The organism is Pseudomonas sp. GW822-FHT03F04 (genome assembly GCF_058801405.1).
The window spans coordinates 290,662-308,235 of sequence record NZ_JBXANF010000004.1 but is presented as its reverse complement, the minus strand read 5'-3'; the positions used below and the strand labels follow the sequence as shown (position 1 = coordinate 308,235).

The 17,574-nt window shown below is 60.7% G+C and carries 19 protein-coding genes and 1 tRNA gene; 15 read left to right on the top strand and 5 right to left on the bottom strand.

Annotated features, from left to right (window positions below):
- Positions 1 to 133 precede the first annotated feature (133 nt).
- On the top strand, positions 134 to 1,075 hold the full coding sequence (gene ygfZ, locus AC1RMX_RS11100; protein WP_273541119.1) for a CAF17-like 4Fe-4S cluster assembly/insertion protein YgfZ: 942 nt from the start codon (positions 134 to 136) through the stop codon (positions 1,073 to 1,075).
- A 34-nt stretch (positions 1,076 to 1,109) separates the two neighbouring features.
- Entirely contained in the window at positions 1,110 to 1,931 is an 822-nt protein-coding gene (locus tag AC1RMX_RS11095; protein ID WP_096819418.1) for an HDOD domain-containing protein, read from the top strand.
- 3 nt (positions 1,932 to 1,934) lie between these two features.
- Here the strand turns inward: AC1RMX_RS11095 and AC1RMX_RS11090 are convergent, their stop codons facing one another.
- Together AC1RMX_RS11090 and AC1RMX_RS11085 are read right to left on the bottom strand one after the other, a co-directional pair.
- Complete coding sequence (locus AC1RMX_RS11090) at positions 1,935 to 3,320, bottom strand: sensor histidine kinase (protein WP_096819419.1); 1,386 nt, start codon at positions 3,318 to 3,320, stop codon at positions 1,935 to 1,937.
- On the bottom strand, positions 3,313 to 3,984 hold the full coding sequence (locus AC1RMX_RS11085; protein WP_192560019.1) for a response regulator: 672 nt from the start codon (positions 3,982 to 3,984) through the stop codon (positions 3,313 to 3,315). Before AC1RMX_RS11085 ends, AC1RMX_RS11090 begins: the two co-directional genes overlap by 8 nt.
- 237 nt (positions 3,985 to 4,221) lie before the next feature.
- Here AC1RMX_RS11085 and AC1RMX_RS11080 point away from each other — a divergent pair, with 237 nt between their 5' ends.
- From AC1RMX_RS11080 to AC1RMX_RS11060, 5 genes are read left to right on the top strand one after another with little or no spacing between them, the layout of a single operon-like run.
- Complete coding sequence (locus AC1RMX_RS11080) at positions 4,222 to 5,514, top strand: OprD family porin (RefSeq protein ID WP_493071855.1); 1,293 nt, start codon at positions 4,222 to 4,224, stop codon at positions 5,512 to 5,514.
- A 39-nt stretch (positions 5,515 to 5,553) separates the two neighbouring features.
- Positions 5,554 to 6,531 carry a Bug family tripartite tricarboxylate transporter substrate binding protein gene (locus AC1RMX_RS11075; protein ID WP_096819422.1) on the top strand — a complete coding sequence of 326 codons (978 nt, stop codon included), beginning with the start codon at positions 5,554 to 5,556 and terminating at the stop codon, positions 6,529 to 6,531.
- 58 nt (positions 6,532 to 6,589) lie between these two features.
- A complete protein-coding gene (locus AC1RMX_RS11070; protein WP_096819423.1) occupies positions 6,590 to 7,048 on the top strand; it encodes a tripartite tricarboxylate transporter TctB family protein in 459 nt (152 codons plus the stop codon).
- Between the two features lies 1 nt (position 7,049).
- Complete coding sequence (locus AC1RMX_RS11065) at positions 7,050 to 8,564, top strand: tripartite tricarboxylate transporter permease (protein WP_096819424.1); 1,515 nt, start codon at positions 7,050 to 7,052, stop codon at positions 8,562 to 8,564.
- A complete protein-coding gene (locus AC1RMX_RS11060; protein WP_096819425.1) occupies positions 8,557 to 9,585 on the top strand; it encodes an AbrB family transcriptional regulator in 1,029 nt (342 codons plus the stop codon). Before AC1RMX_RS11065 ends, AC1RMX_RS11060 begins: the two co-directional genes overlap by 8 nt.
- A 3-nt stretch (positions 9,586 to 9,588) precedes the next feature.
- Here AC1RMX_RS11060 and ung read toward each other — a convergent pair whose 3' ends face one another.
- Positions 9,589 to 10,284, bottom strand: coding sequence for a uracil-DNA glycosylase (ung, locus tag AC1RMX_RS11055; RefSeq protein WP_273539140.1), 696 nt, complete (start codon positions 10,282 to 10,284; stop codon positions 9,589 to 9,591).
- Positions 10,285 to 10,416: 132 nt separating this feature from the next.
- On the opposite strand from ung, the gene dspII reads away from it, so the two are divergent.
- Entirely contained in the window at positions 10,417 to 11,529 is a 1,113-nt protein-coding gene (dspII, locus tag AC1RMX_RS11050; RefSeq protein WP_493071851.1) for an enoyl-CoA hydratase/isomerase DspII, read from the top strand.
- A gap of 50 nt (positions 11,530 to 11,579) precedes the next feature.
- On the opposite strand, the gene AC1RMX_RS11045 is transcribed toward dspII, so the two are convergent.
- Together AC1RMX_RS11045 and AC1RMX_RS11040 are read right to left on the bottom strand one after the other, a co-directional pair.
- Positions 11,580 to 11,981, bottom strand: a complete 402-nt coding sequence (locus AC1RMX_RS11045; protein WP_096819427.1) for a hypothetical protein — start codon at positions 11,979 to 11,981, stop codon at positions 11,580 to 11,582.
- Positions 11,982 to 12,159: 178 nt separating this feature from the next.
- On the bottom strand, positions 12,160 to 12,423 hold the full coding sequence (locus tag AC1RMX_RS11040; RefSeq protein WP_096819428.1) for a hypothetical protein: 264 nt from the start codon (positions 12,421 to 12,423) through the stop codon (positions 12,160 to 12,162).
- Positions 12,424 to 12,630: 207 nt separating this feature from the next.
- Between AC1RMX_RS11040 and AC1RMX_RS11035 the strand changes: the two genes are divergently transcribed.
- From AC1RMX_RS11035 to AC1RMX_RS11005, 7 genes are all read left to right on the top strand, one after another.
- Positions 12,631 to 14,118 (top strand): sensor domain-containing diguanylate cyclase, encoded by a 1,488-nt coding sequence (locus AC1RMX_RS11035; protein ID WP_096819429.1) that lies wholly within the window; start codon positions 12,631 to 12,633, stop codon positions 14,116 to 14,118.
- 4 nt (positions 14,119 to 14,122) lie between these two features.
- Positions 14,123 to 14,341, top strand: coding sequence for a cysteine-rich CWC family protein (locus AC1RMX_RS11030; RefSeq protein WP_493071847.1), 219 nt, complete (start codon positions 14,123 to 14,125; stop codon positions 14,339 to 14,341).
- Between the two features lie 33 nt (positions 14,342 to 14,374).
- Positions 14,375 to 15,067 (top strand): pseudouridine synthase, encoded by a 693-nt coding sequence (locus tag AC1RMX_RS11025; protein WP_096819430.1) that lies wholly within the window; start codon positions 14,375 to 14,377, stop codon positions 15,065 to 15,067.
- Positions 15,068 to 15,382: 315 nt separating this feature from the next.
- The gene (locus AC1RMX_RS11020) at positions 15,383 to 16,267 is read left to right on the top strand and encodes an alpha/beta fold hydrolase (RefSeq protein ID WP_192560012.1); all 885 of its coding nucleotides are present in this window, start codon (positions 15,383 to 15,385) and stop codon (positions 16,265 to 16,267) included.
- 169 nt (positions 16,268 to 16,436) lie between these two features.
- Positions 16,437 to 16,510 (top strand) — tRNA-Gly (locus AC1RMX_RS11015).
- Between the two features lie 260 nt (positions 16,511 to 16,770).
- On the top strand, positions 16,771 to 16,950 hold the full coding sequence (locus AC1RMX_RS11010) for a type II toxin-antitoxin system HicA family toxin (RefSeq protein WP_095049193.1): 180 nt from the start codon (positions 16,771 to 16,773) through the stop codon (positions 16,948 to 16,950).
- Positions 16,951 to 16,986: 36 nt separating this feature from the next.
- Entirely contained in the window at positions 16,987 to 17,394 is a 408-nt protein-coding gene (locus tag AC1RMX_RS11005) for a type II toxin-antitoxin system HicB family antitoxin (RefSeq protein ID WP_493065433.1), read from the top strand.
- Positions 17,395 to 17,574 lie beyond the last annotated feature (180 nt).

Genomic DNA, 17,574 nt, shown 5'->3' with positions numbered 1-17,574 from the left:
AGGCGGCAAGTATACAGGCCCGACACGGGGCGAACAGTCGGCTTTGGTCGGGCACCACCGATCCTTTATGAACTACCCATTTCAACACCACCCCCTTATGATGTGCCCCAGTCTATTTACCCTGCGATGACCCATGGCCGATTCTGCTTTTTTCTGCACCCTGTCTCATGAAGGCGTTCTCGCGGTTCGCGGCGCGGATGCCGGCAAATTCCTGCAAGGCCAGCTGACCTGCAACATCAATTACTTGAGTGATACCCAGGCCAGCCTCGGTGCCCGCTGCACGCAGAAAGGCCGGATGCAGTCGAGCTTCCGCATCGTGCTTGAAGGCGACGGCGTGCTGCTGGCCATGGCCGGCGAGCTGCTGGAGCCGCAACTGGCGGATCTGAAAAAGTACGCGGTGTTCTCCAAATCGAAACTGACCGACGAAAGCGCCTCCTGGGTGCGCTTCGGCCTCGATCATGGCGATGCTGCCCTGAGCAGCCTGGGTCTGGAACTGCCGGCAGAAACCGACAGCGTGGCCCGCCACGAAGGCCTGATCGCCATTCGCGTCTCCCCGAACCGTGCCGAACTCTGGGTGCCGGCCGATCAGTCCGACAGCATCAAAGGCAAGCTGTCCGCACAACTGAGCGAAGCCGAACTCAATCAATGGCTGCTGGGCCAGATCCGCGCCGGTATCGGTCAAGTCATGCCGAGCACCCGCGAGCTGTTCATCCCGCAGATGCTCAACCTGCAAGCCGTCGGCGGCGTGAGCTTCAAGAAAGGCTGCTACACCGGCCAGGAAATCGTCGCGCGCATGCAATACCTGGGCAAGCTCAAGCGTCGCCTGTACCGCGTGCAACTGGACGCCAGCGAATTGCCGGAGCCGGGCACCCCGCTGTTCGCCCCGAGCCACGGCAGCTCCATCGGCGAAGTGGTGCTGGCCGCCCGCGCCGAGAAAAATATTGAACTGCTGGCGGTGTTGCAGGCCGAAGCTGCCGAAGCGGGCGATTTGCATCTGGGCACGGCCGAAGGTCCGACGCTGCACTTGCTCGACCTGCCTTACGAACTGGATCGCGACCGCGAAATCCAGCGTTGATCGCAGTATTTGTGCAACACCCTAGAGAAACGACATGAGTGAGCTGGCGGATAAGGTCCAACAGGATTTGGTTGAGGCCATCGATAACGATGACCTGGTTCTGCCAACGTTACCGGAAGTGGCCCTGCAGATTCGCAAGGCCGCTGAAGACCCGGATATCAGCGTCAGCGACCTGAGCAAAGTGATCGGCCGTGACACGGCGCTGTCGGCGCGGCTGATCAAAGTGGTCAACAGCCCGTTGTTGCGCGCGACCCAGGAAGTCACCGACCTGCACACCGCGATCACCCGGCTGGGCGTCAATTACAGCAGCAATCTGGCGATCGGTCTGGTGATGGAGCAGATCTTCCACGCCCGCTCCGACGTGGTCGAACAGAAGATGCGCGAAGTCTGGCGCAAGAGCCTGGAAATCGCCGGGGTCAGCTACGCACTGTGCCGCCGCTATACCCAGCTCAAGCCTGACCAGGCCGCGCTGGGCGGACTGGTGCACCAGATCGGTGTGCTGCCAATCCTGACCTATGCCGAAGACCACTACGAATTGCTGTCCGACCCGGTCAGCCTCAACCATGTGATCGACCACATTCATCCGCTGCTGGGCGACAAATTGCTGCGGGTCTGGGAATTCCCCGAGCGGCTGGTGGAGTTGCCGGGGCTGTATCAGGATCTGAAACGCGATTCGTCGCAGATCGATTACGTGGATCTGGTGCAAGTGGCCAGCCTGTATTGCCACAAGGACACTGACCATCCCCTCGCCCGCATCGACCCTTTCAGTGTGCCGGCCTTCCGCAAACTGGGGATCGATCCGGACAACAAAGTGCTGTGTGCCGACCTGGAAGAATCGCGGTCGATGTTTTACTGATCCTTAGCCGGCAATAAAGCTCACCCGCACCTTCAACCCCGCCTGCTCGCCATCGTGCAGCGTGATCTGCGCCAGATGCGCGCGGCAGATTTCCCCGACAATCGCCAGCCCCAGCCCGGAACCGGCGACCTGCTGGTTGCGTCGGTAGAAACGCTCGAACACCCGGTCACGCTCATCCTGCGGAATGCCCGGACCGTCGTCTTCAACCTCCAGCACTGCCGGCGACAGCACCCGCAAGATCACGTTACCGCCCGACGGCGTGTGCGCCAGCGCGTTGTCCACCAGATTGCTCAGCAGTTCGTTGAGCAATGTCGGCTCGCCGCGCAGCCAGACCGGTTCGTCCGCTTCCAGCGCCAACGCCACGCCGCGAGCATGGGCCAGCGGCGCCATGGCCATGCCCAGCTCCCGGGCCAATTGGCTCAGATCAAGCAACTGCGCGCCGCCTTCGGCAATCGCCCTGGCGCCGTTCTCCACCCGTGCCAGTGATAGCAATTGGTTGGCCAGATGGGTCAGGCGATCCGTGCTTTGCGCCGATGATTCCAGCGTGTCGCGCCAGGTCTGCGGCTCGTTTGAGCGCAGGCCCAACTCAAGTCGCGCCTTGAGCGCCGCCAGAGGCGTGCGCAGTTCGTGGGCCGCATCGGCGATGAATTGCGCCTGACGCTCGAACTGCCCGCGCAAACGCTCGGTGAAGTGATTGAGCGCCCGCACCAACGGCCACAATTCGTGCTGCACCTCCACCAGCGGCAAGGGCCGCAGATCGTCGGGCTGACGCTCTTCGACCGCGGTGCGCAAACGCTCGATCGGCCGCAACGCCGCGCTGACCGCAAACCACACCAGCAACAATGCGCCAATCGCCAACATGCCCAATCGCAGCAAGGTGTCGGCCGCCAGACTGCGGGCCATGCTGACGCGTGCTTCGTCGGTTTCGGCGACACGGATTTCCGCCATGCCGTTCATGTTCGGCTCGGTCACGGCTTTCAACAGACTGACGACGCGCACGTTCTGCCCCTGATACGTGGCGTTGTAAAAACGCGCGAGCGCCGGGTAGCTGTCGGTTCTCGGCGTCCCCGGTGGTGGGCCTGGCAGGTTTTCGTAACCAGAAATCAGCTTCTGATGGATGTCGTTGACCTGGTAATAGATGCGCCCCGCGCTGTCGTAGGCGAAGGTGTCGAGTGCCACATAAGGGACGTCGGCACTGAGGCTGCCATCTCGCTGCGAGAGGCCGGCGGCGATGGTCCGCGCCGACGCCAGCAAGGTGCGGTCATAAGCAGTGTCGGCGGCTTCGCGTCCGTTCCAGTAAGCGCTCAGGCCGCTGGCCAGCATCAACACCACCAGCAACAGCGCGAGGTTCCACAACAACCGCCAGCGCAGGCTGCTGGGCTTATGCATCACGGCTTTCCAGCAAGTAGCCAAGACCGCGGAAGGTCACGATGGCCACCGCATGGCCGTCGAGTTTCTTGCGCAGGCGATGCACGTAGATTTCGATGGCGTCGGGGCTGGCCTCTTCGTCGAGACCGAACACTTGCGACGCCAGTTGCTCCTTGCTCATCACCCGGCCCGGGCGCGCGATCAGCGCTTCAAGCACCGCTTGCTCGCGGGAGGTCAGCGTCAGCAGTTCTTCGCCGAGAGTGAAGCGTCGGGTATCCAGATCGTAAGCCAGCACCCCACAACGCTGCTGCCGTTCGCCGCCGAGCACACTGCGGCGCAGCAGGGCTTTGACCCGCGCCTCAAGCTCGGTCAGTTCGAACGGTTTGGCCAGATAATCGTCGGCCCCGAGGTTGAGCCCATGGACCCGATCCTTGACGTCGCTGCGGGCCGTCAGCATCAGCACCGGCAGGTTCTTGCCCCGGGCCCGCAGGCGCGCCAGCACTTCAAATCCGTCCATGCGCGGCAGGCCGACATCGAGGATCGCCATCGCGTACTCCTCGCTGCCCAAGGCCAGGTCAGCGGCCACGCCATCGTGCAACACGTCCACGGTCAGACCGGTGCTCTTGAGCGCCTGGGCGACACTTTCGGCCAGTGGCAAATGGTCTTCGACGAGCAGAACACGCATGGATCTCTACCTCATTCAGGGATGGCCGACGCCATTCTTTGCCGCGGAGTTTACAGCCGCAACCGCCGCTGTGAAGCCCGAAATCCGGGAAAACCAGCTGAAAGGTTAGCGAAAGGTTAGGCCGTTAGAGTCGGCCCACGGACAGTTCCGACTGCCGTCGCTGATGCCACACAGCGATAAGAAAAACGCCTCGAAGCGTTTTCGACCAATAAGAACAATAAACGGAGTACACCTCGCATGCCGTCCTTGCAGACCAAGGCTCTTACGCCTGTTCGTCCTTCCCGTTTCAGCCACACCGCCCTTGCCAGTGCCGCCGCCCTCGCCGGTTTCGCGCCGATGAGCTACGCCGATTTCATCGAAGACAGTTCCGCCACCTTCGAAACCCGCAACATGTATTTCAACCGCGACTTTCGCGACGGCACCAGTGCCCAACAGTCCAAGCGCGACGAGTGGGCACAGGGTTTCATGCTCAATCTGCAATCGGGCTACACCGACGGCACCGTGGGGTTTGGTGTCGATGCGTTGGGGATGTTGGGGGTCAAGCTCGATTCGAGCCCGGACCGCACCGGCACCGGCCTACTGCCGACCCACGATGACGGGCGCGCGGCGGACGAATACTCCAAGGTCGGCCTGACCGGCAAAGTGAAGATCTCCGCCACCGAACTGAAGATCGGCAGCCTGATTCCGGAATTGCCGATCCTCAAGCCGAACGACGGGCGCATCCTGCCGCAGACCTTCGAAGGCGGCTTGCTGACCTCCAAAGAGATCAAGAACCTGACCTTCACCGGCGGGCGCCTGGACAAGGCCAAGGACCGCGACAGCACCGATTTCGAGGACATTGCCCTCAACAACAAGAACGGCCGCTTTGCTGGCACCGTTGCCGGCAAGCACTTCGATTTTGCCGGCGTGGACTACAAGTTCACCGACAAGATCACCGGCAGTTACCACTTCGCGCAACTCGACGAAGTCTACAACCAGCACTTCTTCGGACTGGTCGCTTCGCGGCCGATGGGCTCGGGCACTTTCGCCACCGACCTGCGCTTCGCCGTCAGTGACGATCAGGGTGCTGCCCGTGGTGGCGAGATCGACAACCGCTCGCTCAACGGTCTGGTCAGCTATGCCCTGAGCGGCCACAAGTTCACCGCCGGTTATCAGCACATGTCCGGCGACAGCGCGTTCCCCTATGTCGATGGCAGCGACCCGTACCTGGTCAACTTCGTCCAGATCAACGACTTCGCCGGCGCCGAAGAACGCTCCTGGCAGGCGCGCTACGACTTCGACTTCGCCAAACTCGGCATCCCCGGCCTGAGCTTCATGAGCCGCTACTTGAGCGGTGACAACATCAAGCTCAAGAACGGTGACGAAGGCAAAGAGTGGGAGCGCAACACCGAGATCAAATATGTAGTACAAAGCGGCGCCCTGAAGGACGTTGCCGTGCGTTTGCGTAATGCCACTTACCGTTCAAATTACTCCGCTCGCGATGCCGATGAAGTGCGTCTGCTGGTGAGCTATAGCGTTGCCCTTTGGTAATTCAGTACGTCCATAACAACAACTCCCAAGGAGACATAGATGAACTTATCACTGCGTAAAGTTGCTCTAGCCGCTGGCGTCATGCTGTTCGCCGGCCAACTGATGGCCGAACCCAAGCGCCCGGAATGCATCGCCCCGGCCTCCCCCGGCGGCGGTTTCGACCTGACCTGCAAACTGGCGCAAAGCGCGCTGGTCAACGAAAAACTGCTGACCAAACCGATGCGCGTGACCTACATGCCCGGCGGTGTCGGCGCGGTGGCGTACAACGCGGTGGTGGCCCAGCGTCCGGCGGATGCGGGCACGCTGGTGGCGTGGTCCAGCGGTTCACTGCTGAACCTGGCGCAAGGCAAGTTCGGCCGCTTCGATGAAAGCAACGTGCGCTGGCTCGCGGCAGTCGGCACCAGTTACGGTGCCATCGCGGTGAAAAGCGATTCGCCCTACAAGAACCTCGACGACCTGGTACAGGCGCTGAAGAAAGATCCGAGCAAAGTTGTGATCGGTTCCGGCGGCACCGTTGGTAGCCAGGACTGGATGCAGACGGCACTGATCGCAAAAGCCGCCGGGATCAACCCGCGCGACTTGCGCTACGTCGCCCTCGAAGGTGGCGGCGAGATTGCCACCGCCCTGCTCGGTGGCCACATCCAGGTTGGCAGCACCGACATCTCCGACTCCATGCCGCACATCCAGAGCGGTGACATGCGCCTGCTGGCAGTCTTCGCCGAAAACCGCCTCGACGAGCCGGAAATGAAAGGCATCCCGACCGCCAGGGAACAAGGCTACGACATCGTCTGGCCGGTGGTGCGCGGCTTCTACCTCGGGCCGAAAGTCAGCGACGAAGACTACGCCTGGTGGAAGGACGCCTTCGACAAACTGCTGGCCTCCGAAGACTTCGCCAAGCTGCGTGATCAGCGCGAACTCTTCCCGTTCGCCATGACCGGCCCGGAGCTGGACACCTACGTGAAGAAGCAAGTCGCGGACTACAAAGTGCTGGCCAAAGAGTTCGGCCTGATCCAGTGATCGTCTCTGTCTAGCGGTCATGGCCTCGCGCATCGAGGTCATGGCCCAGGAGTTCCTCATGCTCGTTCAACGCATCTTTGCGTCGGTACTGCTGCTGGCCTGTGTCAGCCTGATACTGATGGCCTGGCCTTACCAGGCACCCTTTTCCTACGAACCGATCGGCCCGCGCGCCTTCCCGTTGCTGATGCTCGGGCTGATGGGGCTGGCGCTGGTCTACATGATCTACCGCCCCTCCCCGATCAAGCACACCGAAGAAGACCCGCCGCTGGACCGCGAAACGCTGAAGAAAATCGGTGTCTGCGTGTTGCTGCTGGTGGTGTTCGCCGGCCTGTTCGAACCCTTGGGCTTCATCCTCAGCAGCATTCTGGTCGGCATCCCGATGGCCCGTCTGTACGGCGGCCGCTGGCTGCCCGGCGCGATCATCATCAGTTTGCTGAGCATCGGCCTGTACCTGCTGTTCGACAAAGTCATGGACGTTCCACTGCCGCTGGGCCTGCTCGACGTTCTGGAGAACTGATATGGATACGCTTGGATATTTGAGTCACGGTTTCGGGGTCGCGCTGACGCCCTACAACCTCGTCACCGCGCTGAGCGGCACCTTGATCGGCACCATCGTCGGCCTGTTGCCGGGCCTGGGGCCGATCAACGGCGTGGCGCTGTTGATCCCGATTGCCTTTGCTCTCGGCCTGCCACCGGAATCGGCGCTGATCCTGCTGGCGGCGGTGTACCTGGGTTGCGAATACGGCGGCCGAATCAGTTCGATCCTGCTGAACATCCCGGGCGAAGCCTCCACCGTGATGACCACGCTCGACGGTTACCCGATGGCTCGTCAGGGCCTGGCCGGTGTGGCTCTGTCGCTGTCGGCCTGGAGTTCGTTCATCGGTGCGTTCATCGCGACCTGCGGCATGGTGATCTTTGCGCCGATCCTGGCGAAGTGGGCGATCGCCTTCGGGCCCGCCGAATACTTCGTGCTGATGGTGTTCGCGATTGTCTGTCTCGGCGGCATGGCCGGTGACCGACCGCTGAAAACCTTCATCGCCGCGTTGATCGGCCTGTTCCTGTCCACGGTCGGGATCGACGCCAACAGCGGCGTGTATCGCTTCACCGGGGATAACATTCACCTCACCGACGGCATTCAATTTGTCGTGCTGGTGTTGGGTCTGTTCTCCATCAGCGAAATCCTTCTGCTGCTGGAAAAAACCCACCGTGGCCAGGAAGCGTTCAAAGCCACCGGACGCATGATGTTCAACTTCAAGGAAGCCGCGTCGGTGTTCGCGGTGAACCTGCGCTGTGGCGTGCTCGGTTTCATCATGGGCGTATTGCCGGGTGCCGGTGCGACGCTGGCCAGCGCCGTGGCCTACATGACCGAGAAGAAAATCGCCGGCCCGAACGGAAAGTTCGGACAGGGTGACAAGCGTGGTCTGGCTGCCCCGGAAACCGCCATCGGTGCCGAAGCCTGCGGTGCGCTGGTGCCAATGCTGACCCTCGGCGTACCGGGTTCGGGCACCACGGCGGTGATGATCGGCGCGCTGTCACTGTACAACATCACCCCCGGCCCGCTGCTGTTCCAGCAACAACCGGACATCGTCTGGGGCCTGATCGCGTCGCTGTTCATCGCCAACATCATGCTGGTGATCCTGAACATCCCGATGATCCGCATCTTCACCCGCATCCTCGCCGTGCCGAACTGGGCACTGGTGCCGATGATCGCGATCATCACCGCCATTGGCGTGTACGCGGTGCATGCGACCACGTTCGATCTGTTCCTGATGATCGGCATCGGTATCTTCGGCTACATCCTGCGCAAGCTCGATTTCCCGTTGTCGCCGGTGCTGCTGGGTTTCATCCTCGGCGGTCTGATGGAGCAAAACCTGCGTCGCGCGCTGTCGATCTCCAACGGTTCGCTGGACATCCTCTGGTCGAGCGGGATCACTCTCAGCGTCTGGGGGCTGATCGTGGCGATGCTGCTGGTGCCGATCATCCGCATCTGGCGTAAACGTTCGGTCGCACGGCGTGCTGTGGCCGATGTTTGATCGGTCCTTCAAAACCTGGTGGGGAACCCCGCTGGTCGGTCTGCTGGGCGGCTATGTCGCCAGCCAGATCGGCTGGCCGCTGCCGTGGATGGTCGGCTCGTTGCTGGCGATCATCCTGGTGCGCTGCCTGACCCCGTGGCAACTGACGGAAATCCCTGGCGGCCGCAAGTGCGGCCAGTGGATCGTCGGGATCGGCATCGGCCTGCACTTCACCCCGCTGGTGATGGAGCAGGTGCTGAGTCACTTTGGCCTGATCTTCTTCGGGGCGCTGGTCACCAGCCTGTCGGCGGTGGTCGGCGTGTGGCTGATGCGCCGCACCGGCGAAGACCGCGCCACAGCGTTTTTCTCCAGCATGCCCGGCGGCTCCGGCGAGATGGTCAACCTCGGCGCACGCAACGGCGCGATGCTCAGCCATGTCGCGGCCGGGCAAAGCTTGCGAGTGCTGGTGGTGGTGCTGTGTGTGCCGGCGGCGTTCAAATATCTGCTGGGCGATGGCAATCCGATTTCTCACGCCGGCAGCGTCGACTGGCGCTGGCTGGCGATTCTGTTTCCAGCGGGCGGCTTGCTCGCCTGGCTCTGGCAACGCCTGCGTCAACCCAATCCATGGCTGTTCGGGCCGTTGCTGGTCAGCGCGGCGGTGAGTATCGGTTGGGATCTGCACATCGGTCTGCCCAATGGTGGCAGTCAGATTGGCCAGTGGCTGATCGGCAGCGGTCTGGGTTGTCACTTCAACCGGCAGTTCTTCCGCCGCGCGCCGTCGTTCATGGGGCGCACGTTGATCGGCACGGCGCTGACCATGTTGATCGCAACGCTGGCGGCGTTGGGACTGAGTGCAATGACGCATCTGGACCTGCGATCACTGACACTGGGCATGATGCCCGGCGGGATCGCAGAGATGAGCCTGACGGCGGAAACCCTGCAACTGTCGGTGCCGCTGGTGACGGCGATGCAGGTGATGCGGCTGTTGTTTGTGTTGTTTCTGGCAGAACCGTTGTTCAAATACTGGAACCGCCAGCCCTGAAGATCAGACCACCGACGGCAAACGCCACTCGATCGGCGCTTCGCCGTTCTGCTCGAGGAATTTGTTGGTTCGGCTGAAGTGCCCGCAGCCAAGGAAACCGCGATAGGCCGACAGCGGCGACGGGTGCACCGACGTCAGCACCAGATGCTTGGTGGCATCGATCAGCTTCTGCTTGCTCTGCGCATGCGCGCCCCAAAGCATGAACACCAGATGCGGTTGCTGCTGGCTGACCACCTCGATGATCCGGTCCGTAAAGAACTGCCAGCCCTTGTCCTTGTGCGCATTGGCGTTGGCACGCTCGACGGTCATGGTGGTGTTGAGCATCAACACGCCCTGATCGGCCCAGCTCTGCAAGTAGCCGTGGTTGGGGATGTCGATGTTCAGGTCGCGTTTCAACTCTTTATAAATGTTGACCAGCGACGGTGGCGCCGGCACGCCCGGTTGCACCGAGAAGCACAAACCGTGGGCCTGGCCCGGGCCGTGGTACGGGTCCTGGCCGAGAATGACCACTTTCACCTTGTTCAGCGGCGTCGAGTTCAACGCGTTGAAAATCATCGGGCCCGGCGGATAGATTTCCTTGCCGGCCGCCCGCTCCTGCTGCAGAAAAGTGCGCAACTCTGCCATGTAGGGCTGGTCGAATTCGGCACGCAGTGCCTCCTTCCAGCTCGGTTCGAGTTTGATACGGTCGTCAGCAGTCATGGTCATACCCGGCAAAAACAATGGGGCGAACCCTAGGAAAGCCGACCACGCTTGTCAATTGATCTGACGCAGATCCGGCACTTTCCCACACAGCGATCATACTGATCGTTCAAATTCCCGATCGAGGTCACGATGAATCTGCACTTCGAAGAACTCACCGGCACCGACGGCGCGCGCATCGGCGTGGCCAGTCTGGATGCCGAAAAGTCGCTCAATGCGCTGTCCCTGCCGATGATCCATGCCCTGAGCGACAAACTGAACGCCTGGGCCAAGGATCCGCAAATCGTCTGCGTGCTGCTGCGCGGCAATGGCGCCAAGGCCTTCTGTGCCGGTGGCGAGGTGCGCAGCCTGGTGGAGGCCTGTCGCGCACACCCCGGCGAAGTGCCGCCGCTGGCCGCACAGTTTTTCAACGCTGAATACCGGCTGGACTACAGCCTGCACACCTACCCGAAACCGTTGATCTGCTGGGGCCATGGTTATGTGCTGGGCGGCGGCATGGGTCTGCTGCAAGGCGCGAGCATCCGGATCGTCACGCCGAGCAGTCGTCTGGCCATGCCGGAGATCAGCATCGGCCTGTACCCGGATGTCGGCGCCAGCTGGTTTCTGTCACGCCTGCCGGGCAAGCTCGGTTTGTTCCTCGGCTTGACCGGCGCACACATGAACGGTCGCGATGCGATCGATCTGGATCTGGCCGACCGCTTCCTGCTCGACGAACAGCAGCAGAAACTGATCGATGGCCTGCTGCAACTGAACTGGCAGGAACAGACCGCCATGCAACTCAACAGCCTGCTCAAGGCGTTGCAGCAGGAAGCGGTGGCGCAGATGCCGGAAGCGCAGTGGTTGCCGCGCCGTCGGCAGATCGATGAACTGCTGGATGTCAGCGACGTGACCTGCGCTTGGAAAGCCATCAGCCTGCAACGGGACAGCAACGATCTTTTGATTGCCCGGGCGGCGAAAACCATGAGCGAAGGCTCGCCGCTGACCGCACATCTGGTCTGGGAGCAGATTGTCCGCGCCCGCCACTTGTCACTGGCCGAAGTCTTTCAGATGGAATACACCCTTAGCCTCAATTGCTGCCGGCATCCGGAGTTCAGCGAAGGGGTTCGGTCGCGTTTGATCGACAAGGATCACAAACCGCACTGGCATTGGCCGGACATCACACGGGTGCCGGATGCGGTGGTCGAGGCGCACTTTCACAAGGTCTGGGAGGGGCGGCATCCGTTGGCGGATCTCTCCAGTTACTGAAATCCGGGCACAAAAAAGCGGCGCTCAATGCGCCGCTTTTTTGCGGGTAGTTACCAGCGGTTACCGCGCCAGTGGTCGCCGCGTCCGCTATGGCGGTCATAGTCGCCACGACCCCGGTGGTCGTCCCAACCACCGCGACGGTGGCCATCCCAGCGTCCGCGATCATCGCCATGCCAGCGGCGGCTCTCGTAGTAGCGCGGGGCCGGTTGGTAGTAACGAGGCGCCGAGTAATAACGTGGAGCCGGTTGGTAATAGCGTGGCGCTGGCTGGTAGTAACGCGGGGCCGAATAGTAGGTGCTGCCGCCGCTGTAATAAGTGCCACCGCTGTTGTAGTACGAAGGAGACTGGGAGGTGTAGACCTCTGAGGTGTAGTAGCCATCTCCATAGGAATAAGGGACGCAACCGCCAATCGAAAAAAGCATCACGGCAAGCAGAAGAATTCGGCGATACATGGCGGCCTCCTGGACCGCGGGTAGCCACACCAGCGACGCTGGCAGGCGTCAGTCTTTCATTCGGCGACTGACGAAATATCTGACAGCGTTTTCCGAATCTGGTGCGTTTCAGTAACAACTTGATACAAGTGATTCATGAAATCTTGTTCATCGGCAAACGCCGTCATTCAGCCGCTGATTAGTGGTGGCCGCCATGGTATCCACCACCGTGATAACCCCGCCCGTAACCCCCACGATACCCATAGCCGCCGTAGTAATAGCGGCCGCCACCGTAGTAGCGCGGGCCGTAATAGCCACCGTAGTAATAGGGCGAGTAGTAACCGGGGTAGTAGTAAGGCGGGGAGTAAACATCGTAGCCGCCACCGTAGTAGTAACAACCGGACAGCCCAAGACCGAGCACTGCTCCCAGCAGCACCCGACGCAGCCATTTTGAAATACGCATGACGGCCTCCTGAAAGACCTGCGACAGCAGTCGGCACAGACCGGCTGACAAGAGTTTTGACTGGCAAACCGCTACCGAGTGCCAACTTCCAGCGCCCTTCGGATCAGCGGCGCAACAGGCGGCTCATTTCAGACCAATATGCCGCAACCTTTTCCCCGTCACTGCCACTAGAATGCTGCCATCGGGCCACCGTCGACGGAATTGCCAATGCCGCTCAGATCTGCGTTTTACTCCCAACGTTCGCTGGTACTGACGCTGGTCGCCCTCCTCGGCGCAGGCTTCCTCGCCACCTCGCTGCTCAGCTACTACGCCTCGCGGGCGTCGATCCGCGACAACATCGTCAACACCGAACTGCCGCTGACGTCCGACACGGTGTATTCGGAAATCCAGAAAGACCTCGTCAGACCGATCCTGATTTCCTCGATGATGTCCCGCGACACCTTCATGCGCGACTGGGTGGTGAACGGCGAGAAAGACAGCGACCAGATGACCCGCTATCTCGACGAGGTCATGACCCATTACGGCGCCTACACGGCGTTCTTCGTCTCCAACAGCAGCCACACCTACTACCACGCCAAGGGTGTGCTCAAGCAGGTGAAAATCGACGAGCCGCGCGACGCCTGGTACTTCCGTGTGCGCGACATGAAGGATCCGTACGAGATCAACGTCGACCCGGACCTGGCCAACAAAGACAACATGACCTTCTTCATCAACTACAAGGTCTACGACTACAACGATCGCTTCATCGGCGCCGCCGGCGTGGGGCTGACCGTGGATGCGGTCATCAAGCTGATCGACAAGTACCAGCAGCGCTATCAACGCAGCGTTTACTTCGTCGACACCTTCGGCCGGCTGGTACTGACCGGCGCCGAGGGCGGGCCGGAAGGTGCGCGGGTCGGGAAAAGCCTGACGGACCTCGACAGCATGAAAAGCCTGGTCGCCCAGTTGCCCAAACCTCACAGCGGCAGCTACGAATATTCCGCCCACGGTCAGGGACATTTCCTCAACGTGCGGTTCATTCCGGAGCTGAACTGGTACCTGTTCGTCGATAAACGCGAAGACGGCGCGCTCAGCGAAATCCGCCAGTCGCTGTACCTCAATCTGCTGATCTGCCTGCTGGTGACGCTGATCGTGCTGGCCCTGGTCAACCGGTTGATCCGGCGCTATCAGGAAAAGATCCAGGCCCAGGCCACCCTCGACAGCCTGACCGAACTGCCCAACCGGCGCGGCTTCGACCTGCTCGCCGTGCAAGCTCTGCACGAAGCTCACCGTGAGCCGAAACCATTGACGGCGTTGCTGCTGGATCTCGATCACTTCAAGGTGTTGAACGACACCTACGGGCACATGGCCGGCGATCAGGTGCTGATCGGTTTTGCCCGGGACCTGCAAAGCTGCCTGCGCCATTCCGACATCGTCTGCCGTTGGGGCGGTGAGGAGTTTATCGTTCTGCTGAAGGACACCGACGGCGAGACCGGTCAGAAGATTGCCGAGAAGATCCGCCAACACGTCGAACAGCAGGACTATGCCTACAACGGTCACACCCTGAATCTGACGGTCAGCATCGGCGCCACCACCCTGCAACGGGATGACACCTTGCACAGCCTGCTGTCCCGGGCCGATCATGCGATGTACCGGGCCAAACAGACCGGCCGCAACCGCACCTGCGTGGAAATGCACCAATCGACCTATGCCTGACAACATGAACAAACCTGACCTCTGCCCGGCCTGCGGCGCCCGCAACGACTGCACTCTGGCCGACCCGCGCACCGCCGACCGTGCCTGCTGGTGCTACGGCGTGAGCATCGACCCGGCATTGCTCGAAGCCCTGCCGCCGGAACTGCGCGACCAATCCTGTCTGTGCCCGCGCTGCGCCCAGGTCGAGGCGCAACTGCAAGCGGCCAAGCCGTCGATCCCGTAAGATGCGCGCCCCGCTACCTGCCGATTCCTGATCATGCGCGTCGACCGTTTCCTCAGTAACCTGCCCCGCTACAACCGCAAGCAGGTTCGCCTGTTGCTGGTGGAAAAGCGCGTGCGCATCGACGGAAAAGTCGTCAGCGACCCTCACAGCGAAGTCCTGGAATTCAGCCGCGTCGAAGTCGACGACGAAGTGCTGCAAAGCGGCAAACCGGCGCGCTATTTCATGTTGTACAAACCGCAGGGCTGCGTCAGCGCCACACGCGATCCCGAGCACCCGACCGTCCTCGACCTGATCCACGAGCCGGACAAGGACGACCTGCACATCGCCGGTCGCCTGGACTTCAACACCACCGGCCTGATGCTGATCACCAACGACGGCACCTGGTCCCGGCGCCTGACCCAGCCGCAGACCAAACTGCCGAAGGTCTATTACGTCGAGACCGAACAGGACATCGGCCCGGAATATGCGATCAAGTTCGCCGAGGGGATCTACTTCGCCTTCGAGGACCTGACCACCCAACCGGCGCAGTTGGAGCTGCTCGGCCCGCGAACGGCGCGACTGAGCATCGTCGAGGGACGCTACCACCAGGTGAAGCGCATGTTCGGCCACTTCAACAACAAAGTGCTGCGCCTGCACCGCGAATCCATGGGCCCGCTGCCGCTGGATCACGCGCTAAAACCGGGCGAGTACCGCGCCTTGCGCACCGAAGAGATTCATTTGTTCTAAGCAGCCGACCGCTCAGCAGAAGTTGTCGAACAATTTACCAACGGCACTTGCGCGATCCGGATCCCCCTGCTTGAATCAGGACGTCGGCCAAATTGTGACCGACGAGTCACACATAACTTCTAAGAAACTTTTTGTCGGTAGAGAGCCTCAAGGCTCCGCCTCAGCCGACAGACTGCCCGCCAATAACAATACCCGTCGACCTGCCGTAACGGATCGACATGGGCTCCAAAATTCCAGGCGTATGCCTACCTGTCACAAAGCTCGTGCAATCTCTATTTGCGCGCATACCCGCTTGCTTGCCAGGAGTCTTATGACATGAGGCCAGAAATCGCTGTGCTGGATATACAGGGTCAGTATCGGGTTTACACGGAGTTCTATCGCGCAGACGCCGCAGAAAAGACCATCATCCTGGTCAACGGCTCGATGGCCACGACTGCGTCGTTTGCACAAACCGTGAAAAATCTGCACCCGCAATTCAACGTGGTCTGCTACGACCAGCCCTACGCGGGCAAGTCGAAAGTCCACAACCGCCACGAGAAACATCTGACGAAAGAAGTCGAAGGTCTGATCCTGCTGGAGCTGATCGACCACTTCGCAGCCGAACACGTGCTGTCGTTTTCCTGGGGCGGCGCCGCGACCATGGTCGCCCTTGCGCACCAACCCCGGCGCATCGAAAAAGCCGTGATCAGCTCGTTCTCTCCGGTGGTCAACGCGCACATGCTCGATTACCTTGAGCGCGGCGTCGAATGCCTCGGCAAACGCGACGGCGACCGGGTTGGCCATCTGGTCAACAACACCATCGGCAAACACCTGCCGTCGCTGTTCAAGCGCTTCAACTATCGCCACGTCAGCAGCCTCGCCGAGCACGAATACGGGCAGATGCACTTTCACATCAGCAACGTGCTGCACAGTGATCGCCAGTGCTATTTGAACGCGGCGAAGAAAATCAACGTACCGGTGCTGTTCATGAACGGCGAATGGGACGAATACACTGCTGCCGAAGATGCGCGCCTGTTCGGCAACCATGTGGCGCAAAGCACCTTCACCACCCTGCAAGCCACTGGTCACTTCCTCGACATGGAACACAAGTCGGCCTGCCGTGACAGCCAGAACGCCCTGCTCGGTTTCCTGAAACCGGCGCAACAGGCCAGCCGAACGCGTTACCCGTTAGTCCAGGATCACCATGCATTGGCCATTTGAAACAGTGTCGTCGCGAGCAAGCCTGCGAGGCTGAGATTCAGCCGTCCTCCAGCCCGTAGCGCTTGCCCGCGATTGACCGATCTGGCTCTGATTCAGGCTTTTCCGCTCGCCACACGCAAAGAAAACTTCAAATCCGTGGCCGAGTCTGGTACAAAGTCAGCCGCTCTGAGCGGGTGTCGTATAATGGCATTACTCCAGCTTCCCAAGCTGATAACGAGGGTTCGATTCCCTTCACCCGCTCCAATCGAATTTAAGTCCTGCGTCGTGGTTTGACGGGGGATTCGGAAACAGAAAAAACCGGCCTTGATGGCCGGTTTTTTTGTGTCTGGGATTTGGTAGCGCAACAGCCAGCAATACACTCTCTGACCTTCCGCAATATCCGTTCCTAGACTTCCCACTACCCGAAACACTCATCAAAGGATGATGACCGCTCGGTGGTTATAGCGTTGATCGAGAAAAAATCGTGGGTATAGTACCCACCAAGCACACCACAAGGAGGTGTTGTGAATAGCCGTTTTCTAATTGGCCAACTCGTCGCAGACGGTTGGTATCTGGTGCGGATCAAGGGTAGTCATCATCACTTCAAGCATCCGACCAAACCTGGTCTGGTTACGGTGCCTCACCCGAAGAAAGATCTGCTCAAGAAAACGGCCATCAGTATTTTGCAGCAGGCGTTGCTTTGACTCGCTCGGTCAGCAGCGTCCAGGAGGACAACACATATGCTTTACCCGATCGCGATTTCAATGGGTGATGAAGGACATGCCTGGGGAGTGGAGGTGCCGGATATTCCGGGCTGCTTCTCCGCTGGAGATGATCTGGACGACGCAATGGCCATGGCCCGAGAAGCCATCGAAGGCCACTTCGAGATTCTGGCCGAAGACGGTTCACCGATCCCGCCCGCCAACAAGGTCACGCTGCATGCCGCCAATCCAAAATACGCTGGCTGCACATGGGCGGTGGTGGATATCGATGTGACCAAATACCTGGGCAAAGCTCAGAAACTCAACATCACATTGCCGGGATATTTGCTCAACCGTATCGATGAGTACGTGTTGCACCATCCGGAGGAAAAAAGCCGCTCCGGGTTCTTGGCTTCGGCGGCGCTCAAGGTGTTGCAGCAGAGTTGATCTGAATACTGAAAGCCGGTCTTGATGACCGGTTTCTTGCTTCTACGAAAAACCGCGATTACAGATCCCCAACACTCCCTCAGTTCTCACGCTCACCACGACCCGCTAGCATTTCCCCATCGCCCACCACCCTCCCCCTGCGCGGCCATCGACGAATACGCGCCATCACCTTTCGAGGGA